Genomic DNA, 14,629 nt, shown 5'->3' with positions numbered 1-14,629 from the left:
CGCGCACGCTCATGCGACGCGCGCCCCGCCGCTCCAAGTCTCGGCCACGGGCGTGACGGACCAATCCAGGATCCGCTCGAGGCTACCGCCGTTGAGCACGACCAGATCGGCGCGTGCCCCCGCTCGCAGCGACCCGATCGATTCGTCTCCCAACGCGCGACCGCCGTTCACCGTGTACAGGGCCACGGCCATCTCCGGATCGAGTCCCTCGGAGCGGATCGGGTTCGCCGAACGTCCGGCGTCGTCGGTCCGTCGGACCGCGCAGCGGATCCCGACCCACGGATTGAACGAATCGAAGGGAGCGTCGCTCGAGCCCGCGAGCAAGTGTCCCTTCTCGAGGAGGGTCCGGAAGGCATACGCCCATCGAACCCGTTCCGACCCGAGGCGATCTTGGAGCCAGTAATCGCTCGCCAGGAACCCTGGCTGGACGATCAGGGCTGGCCGGATTCGGTCGATCCGATCCATCGTCGACGGCGGAGTCAGCGAGGCATGTTCGATGCGAGGGGGAGGGGAAGGAAACCGATCCGTCTCGAGCGCATCGAGCGCCCGATCGATCGCCCGGTTACCGATCGCGTGGATTCCCGGAGCGAGCCCACGGGAACGAGCCCGCGTGACCACCTCGGCGAGCTGGGCGGGGGAAGCGACGGCGATACCCGAGGTCTCCGGGGCGTCCAGATAGGGGCTATCGAGGAGCGCGGTTCGCCCTCCGAACGACCCGTCCGCGAAGGCCTTGACCCCGATCACCCGCACGGACCCGGACGGTACCGATACGTCAATCGCTCCCGCGCGCTCCACGGCGTCGAGGTACCGCATCCCGACATACAGCCGCACCTGGAGGGGAAGCCGACCCGCACGCGCCAGCGTACGCAATCCTTCGATCTCGGATAGATCGGCCCGCATCGAGGCGACGCTGGTCAGGCCCATCTGCACGGCCGATCGCACGGTCGGTTCGAACCTCGACGCGTCCACGACGAGCGCGCTCTGGACGATGGACTCGGCCAGGGACAGCGCACTCTCGTAGAGAAGCCCATTCGGCTCTCCGCGCGAGTCGCGCCCGATGGCCCCACCCGGAGGATCGGGCGTTTCTCGCTCGATCCCCATGAGCGCGAGCGCCGGGCTGTTGGTCCACACCACGTGCCCGCAGATGCGGTAGAGCACGGTCGGTCGATCGGGAGCGGACCGGTCGAGGTCCCGGCGATCCGGCCACCGACCGTCGATGAGTTCGTCCTGGTTCCACCCGCGACCGAAGATCGGGCCGTGCGGGTTCCGGACCGACCAGTCGGCGATCCTCTCCCCCGCCTCGGCAATCGAGCGGGCCCCGTCGAGGGCCACTCCCTCCCGTTGGCGAACAAGCTCGGAGAGATGCAGGTGAGAGTCTACGAGTCCCGGAATCACGAGGCGGCCCGTGAGCTGATTCGTCTCGACCCCCGTGGGGCTGGCGCGGCGAACCTCTTCCTCGGTACCGGCGACGACCACGCGGCCGTCCTCGATCAGGAGCGCCTCGGCGTATCCGCTCCCGGTGAAGATGCGGCCTCCGATCCATCGACGTGCGTCGACCATGCGCCCCTCCTCTCCCCCTTCCGTCGGGTATCCCAGGAAGGGTCGAGCGGAGGAAAAGGTTGGACACCGCCCGCGTGCCGGCCTCAGACGTCCATGTACCGATAGAACTCGTACGGGTGGGGCCTCAGGTTCAGCTGCAGCTGCTCCTCGCGCTTGATGTCGGTGTACGCCTCGAGAAGCGAGTCCGCGAACGCGGGCTTCAGGAACTCGTGATCGCTCGCGAGGCAGTCGAGGGCCTCTCCGAGCGATCCGGGCAGCTCTCGGATGCTGAGCTCCTTGCGCTTCGCGGGCGTCAGCTTGTAGATGTCGTGGTCGACCGGGGCCGGCGGCTCGATCTTCCGGCGAATCCCATCGAGACCCGCGAGTGCGAGGGCGGCCTCGGTTAGATAGATGTTGGCCGCGGAATCCGGCGTGCGGTACTCGATTCGCTTCACGGCGGGGCGCCCGCGATGATAGAACGGGATCCGGACGTTCGCCGATCGGTTTGCCTTGCTCCAGGCAATGAACACCGGGGCCTCGTAGCCCGGGACGAGGCGACGGTAGGAGTTGGTGGTGGGGTTGGTAATCGCGCACAACGCCCGGGAGTGTTCGAGCAGCCCGCCGATGTAGTACCGGCAGGTCTGGCTGACCTCGGCGTAGGCGTCGTTGCCATCAAAGAACGTGTTCGTCCCCTTCGTCCATAGGGACTGGTTGACGTGCATCCCAATGCCGTTGTCCCCGAAGACCGGCTTCGGCATGAACGAGGCGATCTTGCCGTGCCGGTGGGCGACGTTCTTGAGGACGTACCGAACATCCTGAACATGATCGGCCATCGGGACGAGCTCGTCGTAGTGCACGTTGAGCTCGCTCTGCCCAGCCGTGGCCACCTCGTGATGGTGCGCGTCCATCTTGACGTGGAAGTTATCGGCGAGGATGTTCGACGCCTCGGCCCGGATCCCGATCAAGGTGTCGTACGGCGCGGTGCGATGGTACCCTTCCTTGAATCGTATCGGGGCGGGCGTGGGCCCTTCCTGCCAGGAGGTCTCACCGCTGTTGATGAGATATCCCGAACCTCCCCAGGCATCCCGGACACCCTGGGCGGAGGGGATCAGCTCGATCGAATCGAAGACAAAGAACTCGATCTCCGGGCCCCAGAACGACTGATCGTAGCCCGCGTCCGCAAGGATCTTCTCGGTCTTGCGCGCGACCCCGCGAGGATCGTGGGCGTACGGCTCGCTCATCGTACCCAGGCGCACGTCGCAGATGAACCGCGCGATCCCGCCGGCGTCCGGGTGCCATGGGATGATGGCCACGGTCCGCGGATCGGGCACGAGCAGCATGTCGGATTCGTAAATCTCGCGGAATCCGCGCACGGAGGAGCCGTCGAGCTTGGGTACTCCGGAAACGAACGACTCGGCGTCCAGGGTATCCAGCGGGACGTCAACTTGGTTGAATCCCCCCAGCACGTCCGTGTAGCACAGCTCGATCCAGCGGACCTTGGCCTCCTTCAGATCCCGTAGTACCTTCGCTCCGTCCGGCGTGGTTCCGGCACCTGTCTGCGGTGGCAAATTTTCGAGCCCCCGGCGAAGACGAGGGTCCCCGGCTACATCAAGGCATGGCCAATAATATTGGACGTTTGTCCTACTCCCCGACGAAAATTGTTAATTTCACCTGAATTGTACTCTATACATGGTGCGTACATCCAGCGTGGACGAGCTCGATCGAGCCATCTTGGAAGACCTCAATGTAGATGCGCGCCGCAGTCACCGAACGATCGCCCACCATCTGGATGTCTCCCCCACAACCGTGAGCACCCGGATCGCGCGCTTGGAGGCCAGCGGGATCATCCGTGGGTACGTTCCGATCCTGGACGACGAGCAGCTCGGTTGGGACCTCTGGGCCACGATCGGCATCCGGATCTCGAAAGGGAAGCTCCGGGAGGTCGAGGAGCGACTCGCGCGCAACCCCCGCGCCTACGCGATCTACGATCTCACGGGAGAGTTCGACGCGCTCGTCATCGGTCGGTTCCGGGATCGGAGGGATCTCGACCGGTTCGTCAAACACGCTCTCCAAGACCCCCACATCGAGCGGACCAACACCCAGGTGGTCCTCAACCGGGTCAAGGAGGACCGACGGGTGCCGGTGTCCCTGCGCCCGGCGGATCGGGCGGATTCCGCCTAGTACCCACGAGCCCCGCTTTTCTCGCCGGCGGGGAGCGGTCGCCCGGTCGCGGAGCGTCCGGGGCAATGGCTATGAGGGCCCTCGGCCCATCGGAGAGCGAGGTCGCCATGGACTGGGGTCTTGCGAATCGGATGGCCCGGATGTTCTCCCCCGGGAGCCAGAACTCGGTCATGCTCGCGGTCGACCACGGATACTTCATGGGCCCGACGCGACGTTTGGAGGACCCGCGCGCGACGATCGCACCGCTCCTCCCCCACGCCGATGCGCTCGCGCTGACCCGCGGGATCCTGCGCACCTGCGTCCCACCTTCGACCCGGACCCCGATCGTCCTTCGGGTGAGCGGGGGCGTGACCGTCCTTCAGGAGGATCTTTCGGATGAGGACATCACGGTCTCGATGGAGGATGCGGTCCGCCTCAACGTCAGTGCCGTAGCACTCTCCGTGTTCGTCGGCTCCCCCCACGAACATTCCTCGCTCGTTCACCTCTCCGAGCTGGTCGACCAAGGGGAGGAAGCGGGGATGCCCGTGCTTGCGATTACGGCGGTAGGGAAGGAGCTGGAAAAACGGGATGCGCGCTATCTCGCGCTCGCTTGCCGCGTTTCCGCCGAGCTCGGGGCGCACATGGTCAAGACGTACTACTGCGATGACTTCGAGAAGGTCGTCGAGGGATGTCCCGTCCCGATCGTCGTGGCCGGCGGACCGAGGCTGGACAGCGACCAGGCCGCTCTAGAGCTAGCCCACCACGCGATCGCGCTCGGCGCGAAGGGAATCGACATGGGCCGGAACATATGGCAATCCGACTATCCCGTTGCGATGCTCAAGGCGCTGCGATCGATCGTCCATGAGCATGCCACGGTCGGCGAGGCGATGGACATTCTGACCCAGGAGAAAGCACGGCCTTCGCGCGCCACCGTCGCGTAACACGTGCGCGGGTCCGGGCTCGGGAATTCTCATAAGCGGTACACCACTCCCCACGCCGCGGGGATCGCCCAGCTTGGTCAAAGGCGCCAGATTCAGGGTCTGGTCTCGTAGGAGTTCGTGGGTTCAAATCCCTCTCCCCGCACCTCTCGGCCGCGCGCGCGGGTTGTATAGGACTCTCCGAGAGTTCTCGCGCGAGACGATCTGCCCTCCACCGCACGGGACTCCCTGAAGCGGTGCTTCACCGAGCGCATCGAGGTGATCGGCCGCCCTTAGGCGAGAGCGGTCGACGCGGATATCAGCGGTGCGTTCCCGACGCTCGGGCAGGCGACACCTTCGTGCGGGTGAGGCCCTTAGGGACTCTTCCGCCGGTGCAAGACCACGGCAACGGTGACAGCTGCGACCACGGCCGCAACCGCGACAATCGCGAGAAGCGCCCACTCCCCGGAGGAGATTCCGGGGGATCCGCCGCCGGGTGACGTGGTGCCGTTACCTCCGGTGGAGGAGAACGCGATCGTCACACTGGTTGCCGCACCGTTTATCGTCACGCTGCCCGAAGCCGGGCTGGAGGTGTAGTTCGACAGATAACCCACCGCGTAGCTGTAGGTTCCGCTCGCCTCGGTAAACCCGATCGTCGTCGCGACGGAGCTCGTTGTCACTCCGTTCAACGCAATTGACCAGCCTGTCCCCGCGGGCAACCCGGACTCCGTGAATGTAAGGTTGAAGGTCCCCGTGGCGGCGGTCGTGCAGACGATCGATTGATCCACCGCCGCTCCGTTCACCGTAAGGCTCCCGGACGACGGGGTCGCGATGTACCCAGCTACGGCCGTAGTGTACGCGTACGTTCCGCTCACTACACTGAACTTGATGGTTGGGGACGTGGAGCTCACCGGGGCTCCGGCCAGAGTGACCGACCAGGCGGTCCCCGTGGGCAGCCCGCTCTCCGTAAAGGTCACCGGGTACGTCGATTGGGAGGTGGGGGTCGGTACTACGATGGTGCTTCCTGCGAGGGACACCTCGCCGGTATCCGCCAGCGCTCGCCCGTCGAGGACGGAGCCCGTCAACATCGAAATGGAGTCGTACGCCATGACCGTCCCCTTCATGACCGACGTGGTGCCGAGGGTGGCCGAGCTTCCGATTACCCAGAATACGTTCGCGGCCTGAGCACCGCCCGCCAAGATAACGGCGCGACCGGAGGTCGTGGTGAGTGCCGATGCCACCTGGAAGATGAACACTCCGTTGGGATTACCGGCAGCGCTCAAGGTAAGGTCCCCAGAAGAAATTGCGAGAGAGGACGTCGACTTGTAGAGGCCTGGGGTCAGCGTCTGCCCGCCGATGTTGCCGGCGACGGTTACCGGACAGTTCGATCGCGCCGAGGCATTGTTGTAGGCGACGGTGAGGTTCGCCTTTGCTCCTGCCGCGGAGGGGGTTGTCACGTTCTTGAGGCCGGTGATCGTCCCGGGAGGAAAGCCCGTCACCGAAGTGCCGGGGGAGAGCCCGAGATCTCCCGTGATTGCGGTCGCCCCCGTACTCGTAACGGTGCTGCTCGCAAGAACGGCGTAGGACGCAGCGGAGGCGAGCGGAACCGGAACCTGGCCGCAGGTGGCAGCAAGATGAACGCTAGCTTCTCCGATGCGAGCGCCCGTTGGAGAAGCGGAGTCGGAGGTCGCGGTCCTTGGAGATGTGGGCGGAGTCATCACGACGAATGCTGCAAACAGCAGTCCGGTGACGACGAGTACGCTCATGGCTACGGTCGCTGCTCGCTTCGATACGATCTTCATGTTGACATTCCCTGCAGTCCTGAGACCGGTCCTTCGATCCCTCGATCATGAGATAGCTCCCCCCTTGATTCAAATCAAGCCACCGATGCGACCTCATGGCCCCGGTGGCGGGCCTGCTCGAAAGCGCGCCTCGTCACCGAGGGAGGTCGCGATCCAGCGGAGAAGAGTGAGCCGAGCACCTCAGGGCAACGCGCTAGTGGGATGGCCATACATCGGGCGGCACCGTGACATCACCTCAATGAACCGTCTTCCCCGCGGCGACCGGTTCACGAACCGCACTACGTGAAGTGAGGGCACCAACGCCTCAACCCGATCGCGGTCGTGCCGTCCGTGCGGACCTCGGGCAATGGGACGTCCCGAAAGATCCGACAGCGCGATGAGGAGGGAAACCGAGCGCTTCTAGACGGACTCCCTGCGCGGGAGCCGCGGACCCGGCCCGGTAGGACCGTCCCAATCGCCCCTCCCTCTTCTCAGAGGGTGGGGGAGGGCACGCGCGTCCCTCCCTCCTGGATCGATGTACGTGAGTCGCTAGTGACTGCGCGCCTTCGCGGATCTCTTCGCCTTGAACGTCACGCGGGTCCTCCGGGGCGACTTCTTGCCCTCGAGGAACGACACGCGCTTAGCCCCGGCCGATTTCGGCGCGGTGAACTTCACTCGGATTCGTCGCGGCGTCTTCTTCCCTTCCAGGAAAGAGACCGTCTCTCTGCGTTTCGTTGGTTTCGCTGTCATCGGTCATTAATCGCGGGTGCCATCCATAAGCGGTCGCTCAATCCGAATCAAGCGAAGCGTCATCCCTCGCCAGAGGGTGGATGCAAGTATGTCCGTCCATAGAATCAGTTTCGGAGCCGCTCTGTTGATCATTCTGATCGCGCTCGTATTGCTGTTCGTGATCGGCCCGCTGGGGCTGCTCATTCTAGTCATAGCGGCGATCCTCCTATGGTACGCACTGGGGCCCGGCAACCGAGTCACCATCGGAAATTGAGCGCCGCCGACTAACTAGAATAGGGGCGATCGTAGCCACGCGATCGCCCGCGTCTCGGCAGACTCGCGATCCAGTACTCCTCGGTCGTATCGGACCCAGCGACGCCTATCGAGCTCAGGGACGATATCTTCGCGAGCGAATCCTCCATCTTGGATCGTCGTATCGACCTATCCTCGAACGTGCCGCTGGCTCCCCACTGCGATGGGGTCGGAGGTATCGACCAGCGATTCACCGAACGGTGCGTCCGCGCAGATAGATTATGTAGATTCTAGTTTTCCGAGTACGGTAGAACAATGCGAAGGGGAGGTGATTCTCCGAGCAATGCGAGTGCTGATCGTCGATAGGGATTCGGAATTCCGGGACGAGCTCATCTCGCAGCTGAAGGAGGGTAACCACTTCGTGACGGGCGTCGCCTCTGCCTCGGATGCCACCGCGGCCCTTGAACGGGATGAGTTTGATGCGATGTTTACGGACCTCCAGCTGGGCCGGCGCGGCGGCATGCGGCTCCTTACAGAGGTGCGCGAGCGGTGGCCTCGGGTGATTGTGGTCATGTTGGCCACCAACGCGACCGTCGAAACCGCGGTCCGGGCTCTCCAATTGGGTGCTGTCGATTACATCCGAAAGCCCATTCGAGCCGACCAGGTCCAGCGGGTCTTGGACCTTATCGGTCAGCAACTCGCCCTCGTACGGATGGGCGGGAAACCCCTCGATCCCGTCGAGTATGCCAAGGCCCTGGCCAAGGACGGAGGCTACGAAGTTCTCCTCATCACGCCGCCTCCTCCTCCGATAGTACCCCCTGCGGTCAGCCACCTTCCTCTCGATGCCGGAGATCCATCCCACATTCGTGGCGCGGTCGAGGATTTCGCCTCCGCGAGGGAGAGGGCAGCGGTGGTGCTCGCCGCCATCGAGACGCTCTTCGCACGTCATCGCGAAGAGGATATCGCCGAGCTCCTCGAGCAGCTGCGACGGGCCGTTCAGGGGAAGGGGCCGCTCGCCATCGGGTACGATCCGGACAAGATCACGGCCTCCGGCGCCCTGGCCGTTCGAGCCGCAATCGCGTCGGCGGACGTGCACATGACGCTCGAATCGCTATCGAACCCTCTGCGTCGACTGGTCCTGCGACGCCTTGCAGAAGGTCCCTGCACCTTCGGTCAAGCGATGGAGGCGGCTCACCTCGACGACTCCTCGTTGATTGCCTTCCACCTTCGTAAGCTGGCCGAGAGCGGGCTCGTCGCCCACCTGCCTCGAGAGCGATACCGGCTCACCGCCCGTGGAAAGGGAGCGCTGGAGGTCTTGGGCTCGATCGACGACCTCGACTCACGAAAGGGAAGCGGCAACCGGCTTTTCATTTCGAAGCCTTCGAAATTTTCCCGACGCTGATCGGGCCGTCCATCTCCGCGCACTCCTGACCTGGAGCGGACGGAAATTCCCGTGAAACGTAGGACCACTCGACGGGATCTCCTCGAGCTAGATTCGACCTTACTCCTTCCGAAGGGTGATCGCGGCGCTGGTGATTCTCCCGGGGCGAGCGGAGGTCATCGATTGCGATGCACGGGCGAACCCGCGCGGCTCGACGCACCGCGAGGCGAGCCCGGCGTCGCCACCGGAAGTCTCCACGTCATCAAATACGCGGAGGAGATTCCACGGCTCGATGGCAGCCCGTCGGCGGACCCGCCGCGCGCGCCCCGCGCGTCGGCGTTCTACGGCTCGCCGGCCGCGTGCGCCGCCGCCGCCCGTGTCGGCGACGTCCGTCCCCGGGCCCGCCCATACCCACATCGTCTGTCGACGGTGCGGCCGCATCAGTCATCTCACCCTCACTCCGGAGGATCTCGGGAGCCTAGCCTCTCTCGTCGAACGACGGCCGCGCAGCTGGTCCGTGGATGGTATCTCCTACTCGCTCACCGGAGTCTGTCCTCGGTGCGCCGCCGGATCGCCCTGATCGGAACCGTACAGTGAAATGTCCGGGTTCTTCACGTCGCCGCGCGTCGCGTGGGGACCCGGAGCCATCGAACAGCTGAGCGGACTCGGGATCCGGTCCGCGTTCGTTCTCATCGATCCGGCGATCGCGGCGTTGGATCCCGCCCGTCGGGTGATCCGAGAGCTCGCCCGCAGCGAGACCCCGTCGATCGTCGTGGACGATCTCCCGTCGGCGGCTACCCTTCGCACGCTCGCCCTCCTGATCGATCGATCCAAGAACGTATCGTTCGACACCCTCCTCGCCGTCGGCGGAGGTAGCCTGATCGATCTCGCGAAGGCGCTCGTCGCCACGCGCGCCCGCCCCGATCTCGATGTGCGCACGTTGACCCCGCTCGCAGAGCTCGCCGTGCCGGCGCGACCCCGGCTCATCGCGATCCCGACCACGGGGGGGAGCGGCAGCGAGGCCACGGGATCGAGCAACCTTCTCGCGGAGGACGGCTCCACGATCGAACTCTCCCACCGGGACCTCACTCCGGACTGGGCCCTGGTCGACCCGACCTTCGGACGATCGATGCCGCCGGCCCTCGCCGTAGACACCGGCATGGAGGTGGTCGCCCACGCACTCGAGGCGCTCGCATCGGAGTGGGCGAATCCGTTCTCGGACGCGCTGGCGCGCGATGCGGCCGTGACCGCCCTGACGGCCCTGCCGCGTCTCGCCCGTCACCCCCGCGACGAGGAGGCCCGAACGGCCCTGTTCTATGCCGCTACGCGCGCCGGGCTCGCTGCATCGAACGCCCAACTCGGCCTCGCCCACGCGCTCACGCGGGCAATGCTCCCCGACACGGGGCTCGGCTACGGTCGGCTCCTCGGCATCGTCCTGCCGTACGTCGTCGATTTCAACTTCGGCTCGGCACGCGATCGATACCTCGCGCTCGGGCCGGTGCTCTCCGAACCGGTGGGTCAGAGCCACGCGACGCTCTCCGAAAGACTGCGCGCGCTCGGCGAGCAGCTTCAGATCCCGCGGACCCTGGCTGCGGCAGGGGTTCCCCTCGACGCGATCCGGGCCCAGCGGGCGGTGATCGTAGAACGGGCACTGCACTCGACCACATGCATCGCGAACCCCCGCGTTCCGTCGGCGGAGGAGCTCCGCCGCTTGGTGGAGCAGGTCGCGGGCACCGACGGCCCGCGACCACCATAGGCGACCGACTATTGGGCCCTAGCTATGTAGGTCTCGCCCGGGGGCCCATTTTACGCCTTGGGCACGGGGGCGCCGACCGAACGTTCGACCGTGGCGGTGGGTGTTTCGACGGCGTGGTTGATCGCGATCTCTGCGAGGTCTCCGGCGTAGAGCGCGCTGCGCTCCAGGCTCTCGAGGACATAGGCAAGGCCGACCGCCATCCGGCCGCGCTTGGTCGAGACCTCCTGCAATAGGTGGGCCCGCTCGCGGACCAGGCGGTGGGCCGCGTCGATGACCGCATTCGCTCGCTCGATGTCCCGGTGCTCAAGGCTCTCGAGGGCCTCGGTGAGAGCCTTCGCCGCGGCTTCGGACATCCGCTCGAGCTCGCCGACCATCGCGGCCGGCGGCCGCTCCTTCTGGAACAGGGGGATCGTTCCCGCGATGCGCACGGCATGGTCGGCGATTCGCTCCATCAGGCGCGAAGCGAGCAGGTACGTCGAGCAGTCCGGAAGCGTGACCGATAGGCTCGTCAGGACACGGGCATCCCGCAGGGCGGAGTTGACCTGCTTCTCCATGAACCAGTGGAGCCGGTCGACCTCGCGATCCCGCTCGATCACGTCCTTCGCGATCGACGCGTCCGCGGAGTGGAAGGCGGCCATCGCATCGGACTGCATCGCGCGCGCCATCTGGTGCATCCGGCGGATGACGGACGGGAGCGGAAGCGGATTCGGGCCCACGACGTCCTGGAGGATCACCGACTCCGCAGTCTCCTCGATGATCTCCGGGCCGATCACGCGCTGAGCGAATCCTCGAACGATGTCGCGGGTGCGAGCGCTCATCCGCGTCGGCGTGCGGATCTCGAGCAAGGTCGAGCCCGCGATGTACTCCGCGATCAGCCGGCGGAGCAGGTGCTCCTCGTCCATGTCGTTCGAGATCGCGACTACCCGGCGCAGGACCTCCATCGAGCTGCCCTCTTCCGGTTGGATCTGCAGCGAGCCGTCCGGGTGGGGGGCGAAGGTCAGGACGTCACCGGCGTGGAGCCCCCGGCTCGTGACCCAGTTCTTCGGAAGCGAGATGATGTAGGTCGAGCCACCGGTCTTCTGGATCTTCCGGCCATGAAATCCTCCGGTGGCGCGCATCGGGGCGTCGGTGTATCAGGAGTCTATATAGTTGGCTCGTTCGGCAGGTGTCGTCCGTGTCCACCGGAGGACGATTCGGCACCCGCCGCGGTCGGTTCCGGAGCCGGGACCCTAAAATACTCCGGGCGCGGGTTCCGAGCCCGTTCCATATGTCGGGCATGCCCTCGGCCTCCTCGCCCGAGCCGTCGAGCGTTCCCCGTGTCGGATCGCCGTCGCGGAAGGGCCTGCTTCCTCTGTTGCAACGTTCGATTCGCTACCACCGGCCCCGCGCCCCGTTTTGCGGGGTCGGCTACTGCACGAACTGCCTCGTCCGCGTGGACGGACGGACCAACGTTCGGGCCTGCCGGGAGGGGTTCGACCTGCCGGGAATGAAGACAACGGCGAACGCCTGGCCCTCTCCGTCCTTCGATCTCCTCGGCATCGTCGATGTCGTGTTCCCGCGGGGCATCGACACCCTTCGGGGGTTCCGGCGCCCCGCGGCGTTCACGTCGCTCTACCAACGGGTCGTCCGTCGCCTAAGCGGGTATGACGACCCTCCTACCGAGGCCACGCAGCAGCCTCCTCCGGCTTCGATCCGTAGGATCGTGGAGGTCGCGGTGGTGGGCGGAGGGGTCAGCGGAAGCGCCGCGGCCGGCGCCCTCCTGCGCTCGGGCGTCGGGTCCGTCGTAGTGCTCGATCGCGATGCCCGGGCGTCGACCCTGTCGGGTGCCGAGATGCTCGGCCGCACGACGGCAGTATTCCTCCCCCCTCCCGATCCGGCCGCGGCCCAGCCGTTCTCCCTCGCCGCAACCAACGACTCGGGCCAGGGCGTGGAGGTTCGCGCGCGCTCGGTCATCGTCGCGACGGGAGGCTACGATGCCTCCCTGCTGTTCTCGGGGAACGATCGCCCCGGGGTGCTCACGGCGGAAGGGGCATTCGCTCTCTCGGCCCCCGGGCCTCCGCCGTTCAACCGCGCCGTCGTCTTCGGTGGAGGCGAGCGCGCGCGGGAGGTACTCGCACGCTTTCCCAGCCGGATCTCGGCCATCGCGGCTCCGGGAGACGTCAATCCCGATCTCACCCGGCTCGCCTCGGAGCAGGGAGTCCCCCTCTACCCCCGGAGTCTAGTTCTCTCTACGGTCGGTCGACGTCGGGTTCGAGGGCTGACGCTTCGGACCCGCTCGGATGGGCCATCCTTCCGGCTCGGAGCGGATGCGATCATACTCGCCCACCGGCGTGTGCCCCACCCACAGCTGTTCTTCCAGGCCGGGGCCCTGATGCAGTGGCGCTCCCGCGCCGCGGCTTACTTCCCGATCGTTTCGGAAACCGGGCAGACGACCGTGCCCGGCCTCTATGCCGTGGGCGAGGCGGCTGGGGTGTTCGACCCCGCGGCCGCGGTCAGGTGCGCTCAACTCGCCGCGACGTCGATCGTGCAGCGGGACTCCTCCGCGCCGTCCTCGTCCAATCCTCCCTCCATGGATCTCCCTGGGGAGCTCGAAGGATACTATCGGGAGCTTCTTCGCCAACCCCGGGGCTCCGGAAAGTGGATCGCATGTCCATGCGAGGACGTCCTCCTCCACGAAGTGGAGGACGCCGAGCGGCGTGGGTATCGTGGGATCGAGGTGATCAAGCGCTACACGGGCCTCGGCACCGGGCTCTGCCAGGGCCGGTATTGCCTCCCCGACGCCGTCCTGCTTCTCTCCATCCTGGAACAGCGCCGCCCGTCCGAGGTCGGCTACATCACCCAACGCCCTCCGGTCCTGCCGACATCTTTGGGAGCGCTAGCGTCCTTTGCCGGCCCCCCAGATGAGAAGGAGGCGCCGTGATCACCTCCCCGGCCCGATCCTCCTACCACACGGTCGTCGTTGGGGCCGGGATCATCGGGCTCTACACCGCGTACCATCTGGCCCACGCCGGTGCCGGACCGATCCTCGTACTGGATCGAGGGTTCCTGTCGAGCGGGGCATCCGGAAGAAACGGCGGCGGTGTCCGCCAGCAATGGGAGACCCCGGCCACGATCCGGCTCGCGCGCGAATCCGTCGCCGCATACCGCCGATTCGGGCGGGAGTTCGGGTACAACATCTGGTTCCGGCAATCGGGCTACGTCTTCGTGGCCGAGGATGAGGGCCAACTCGCCCGCCTTCGCCGGGTCAACGCCGTCGTGCGCGGCGAGGGGCTCGTCTCCCGGGTCCTCGACGCCGCGGAGGTACTCCGGCTGGTGCCCGGTATCCGTCCCGATGCGACCATTGGCGGGACGTACCTGCGCACGGACGGAATCCTGTACCCATTCCCGGCGCTGTGGGGTCTGTACGAGGCCGTCCGCGCTCTTGGCGTCGAGGTCGTCCTGGGGGCCGAAGTCACGGGAATCCACGCTCTCGGGGGGCGTGTGGCGGCCGTGGAGACGTCCCTCGGTCGCATCGCGACCGAGCACTGCGTCAACGCCGCCGGTGGCTGGTCCGGGGAGCTCTCACGCCGCGCTGGCCTCGATGTCCCCAACGTGGCCACACGGCACGAGATCCTCGCTACCGAACCGTTGAAACCGTTCTTGGACCCCATGGTCGTTCGGGTCTCGGACGGACTCTACTTCAGCCAAACGATGCGCGGGGAGATCGTCGGAGGTATCGCGCCCTCCGCTACCCTAGCGACCCGGCCCGGGATGGGGAGCTCGCTTGACTTCCTTGCGCGGATGTCCCGAGGCCTCGTCGGACTCTTCCCGCAGTTTCGATCGCTCCGAGTCCTCCGCGCATGGTCGGGGTACTACGACGATACCCCGGATGGGTTCCCCGTGATCGGCACGGATGCGCGCCTTCCCGGATTCGTGCACGCGAACGGGTTCGGGGGGCACGGGTTCATGCTCGCCCCGGCCTCTGCCCAGCGCGTCGCCCGCGCCGTCCTGGGAGAACCCTCCGACCTCGATCCCCACCTGTTCGGCCCCCAGCGCTTCTCCGAATCCGGCCGCGAGCTTCCCACCGAACGGCTCCAGCTCGGGTAAACCGGCCTTCTCCGAGCATCGAAGGGCC

12 protein-coding genes and 1 tRNA gene are annotated in these 14,629 nt (G+C 66.2%); 8 read left to right on the top strand and 5 right to left on the bottom strand.

The window, feature by feature from the left end; all coding sequences use genetic code 11:
- Positions 1-9 precede the first annotated feature (9 nt).
- Positions 10-1,560, bottom strand: coding sequence for an amidohydrolase (locus VMV28_02290; GenBank protein ID HUZ79438.1), 1,551 nt, complete (start codon positions 1,558-1,560; stop codon positions 10-12).
- 83 nt (positions 1,561-1,643) lie between these two features.
- Positions 1,644-3,050, bottom strand: coding sequence for a type I glutamate--ammonia ligase (gene glnA / locus VMV28_02285; protein ID HUZ79437.1), 1,407 nt, complete (start codon positions 3,048-3,050; stop codon positions 1,644-1,646).
- A gap of 178 nt (positions 3,051-3,228) precedes the next feature.
- Here glnA and VMV28_02280 point away from each other — a divergent pair, with 178 nt between their 5' ends.
- The 3 genes from VMV28_02280 (at position 3,229) to VMV28_02270 (ending at position 4,782) form a co-directional block, all read left to right on the top strand.
- Positions 3,229-3,720 (top strand): Lrp/AsnC family transcriptional regulator, encoded by a 492-nt coding sequence (locus VMV28_02280; GenBank protein ID HUZ79436.1) that lies wholly within the window; start codon positions 3,229-3,231, stop codon positions 3,718-3,720.
- A 65-nt stretch (positions 3,721-3,785) separates the two neighbouring features.
- Positions 3,786-4,640 (top strand): 3-hydroxy-5-phosphonooxypentane-2,4-dione thiolase, encoded by an 855-nt coding sequence (lsrF, locus tag VMV28_02275; GenBank protein HUZ79435.1) that lies wholly within the window; start codon positions 3,786-3,788, stop codon positions 4,638-4,640.
- A 57-nt stretch (positions 4,641-4,697) separates the two neighbouring features.
- A tRNA-Leu gene (locus tag VMV28_02270) sits at positions 4,698-4,782 on the top strand.
- A gap of 208 nt (positions 4,783-4,990) precedes the next feature.
- Here VMV28_02270 and VMV28_02265 read toward each other — a convergent pair.
- Positions 4,991-6,382 (bottom strand): ice-binding family protein, encoded by a 1,392-nt coding sequence (locus tag VMV28_02265; protein HUZ79434.1) that lies wholly within the window; start codon positions 6,380-6,382, stop codon positions 4,991-4,993.
- 564 nt (positions 6,383-6,946) lie between these two features.
- Complete coding sequence (locus VMV28_02260) at positions 6,947-7,147, bottom strand: hypothetical protein (GenBank protein ID HUZ79433.1); 201 nt, start codon at positions 7,145-7,147, stop codon at positions 6,947-6,949.
- Between the two features lie 88 nt (positions 7,148-7,235).
- Here VMV28_02260 and VMV28_02255 point away from each other — a divergent pair, with 88 nt between their 5' ends.
- The 3 genes from VMV28_02255 to VMV28_02245 all read left to right on the top strand — a co-directional run bounded on the left by VMV28_02255 (position 7,236) and on the right by VMV28_02245 (position 10,515).
- Positions 7,236-7,400, top strand: coding sequence for a hypothetical protein (locus tag VMV28_02255; protein HUZ79432.1), 165 nt, complete (start codon positions 7,236-7,238; stop codon positions 7,398-7,400).
- Positions 7,401-7,721: 321 nt separating this feature from the next.
- Positions 7,722-8,780, top strand: a complete 1,059-nt coding sequence (locus tag VMV28_02250) for a response regulator (GenBank protein ID HUZ79431.1) — start codon at positions 7,722-7,724, stop codon at positions 8,778-8,780.
- Between the two features lie 577 nt (positions 8,781-9,357).
- Entirely contained in the window at positions 9,358-10,515 is a 1,158-nt protein-coding gene (locus VMV28_02245) for an iron-containing alcohol dehydrogenase (protein HUZ79430.1), read from the top strand.
- A gap of 50 nt (positions 10,516-10,565) precedes the next feature.
- On the opposite strand, the gene VMV28_02240 is transcribed toward VMV28_02245, so the two are convergent.
- Complete coding sequence (locus VMV28_02240) at positions 10,566-11,633, bottom strand: PhoU domain-containing protein (protein HUZ79429.1); 1,068 nt, start codon at positions 11,631-11,633, stop codon at positions 10,566-10,568.
- A gap of 149 nt (positions 11,634-11,782) precedes the next feature.
- Here VMV28_02240 and VMV28_02235 point away from each other — a divergent pair, with 149 nt between their 5' ends.
- Complete coding sequence (locus VMV28_02235; GenBank protein HUZ79428.1) at positions 11,783-13,435, top strand: FAD-dependent oxidoreductase; 1,653 nt, start codon at positions 11,783-11,785, stop codon at positions 13,433-13,435.
- On the top strand, positions 13,432-14,601 hold the full coding sequence (locus tag VMV28_02230) for an FAD-binding oxidoreductase (GenBank protein ID HUZ79427.1): 1,170 nt from the start codon (positions 13,432-13,434) through the stop codon (positions 14,599-14,601). Before VMV28_02235 ends, VMV28_02230 begins: the two co-directional genes overlap by 4 nt.
- The last annotated feature ends 28 nt before the right edge of the window (positions 14,602-14,629 follow it).

It is taken from the genome of Thermoplasmata archaeon, from assembly GCA_035532555.1.
GTDB lineage: Archaea > Thermoplasmatota > Thermoplasmata > Lutacidiplasmatales > UBA184 > Lutacidiplasma.
The sequence above is the reverse complement of the archived record's forward strand: the minus strand, read 5'-3'. Positions and strand labels throughout refer to the sequence as shown.

Bases quoted from the DNA above. Each gene is read 5' to 3' on its own strand.
- VMV28_02290 (HUZ79438.1), bottom strand. From the start codon at position 1,560: ATGGTCGACGCACGTCGATGGATCGGAGGCCGCATCTTCACCGGGAGC.
- VMV28_02280 (HUZ79436.1), top strand. From the start codon at position 3,229: ATGGTGCGTACATCCAGCGTGGACGAGCTCGATCGAGCCATCTTGGAA.
- lsrF (HUZ79435.1), top strand. From the start codon at position 3,786: ATGGCTATGAGGGCCCTCGGCCCATCGGAGAGCGAGGTCGCCATGGAC.
- VMV28_02265 (HUZ79434.1), bottom strand. From the start codon at position 6,382: ATGAGCGTACTCGTCGTCACCGGACTGCTGTTTGCAGCATTCGTCGTG.
- VMV28_02260 (HUZ79433.1), bottom strand. From the start codon at position 7,147: ATGACAGCGAAACCAACGAAACGCAGAGAGACGGTCTCTTTCCTGGAA.
- VMV28_02255 (HUZ79432.1), top strand. From the start codon at position 7,236: ATGTCCGTCCATAGAATCAGTTTCGGAGCCGCTCTGTTGATCATTCTG.
- VMV28_02250 (HUZ79431.1), top strand. From the start codon at position 7,722: ATGCGAGTGCTGATCGTCGATAGGGATTCGGAATTCCGGGACGAGCTC.
- VMV28_02245 (HUZ79430.1), top strand. From the start codon at position 9,358: ATGTCCGGGTTCTTCACGTCGCCGCGCGTCGCGTGGGGACCCGGAGCC.
- VMV28_02240 (HUZ79429.1), bottom strand. From the start codon at position 11,633: ATGCGCGCCACCGGAGGATTTCATGGCCGGAAGATCCAGAAGACCGGT.
- VMV28_02235 (HUZ79428.1), top strand. From the start codon at position 11,783: ATGTCGGGCATGCCCTCGGCCTCCTCGCCCGAGCCGTCGAGCGTTCCC.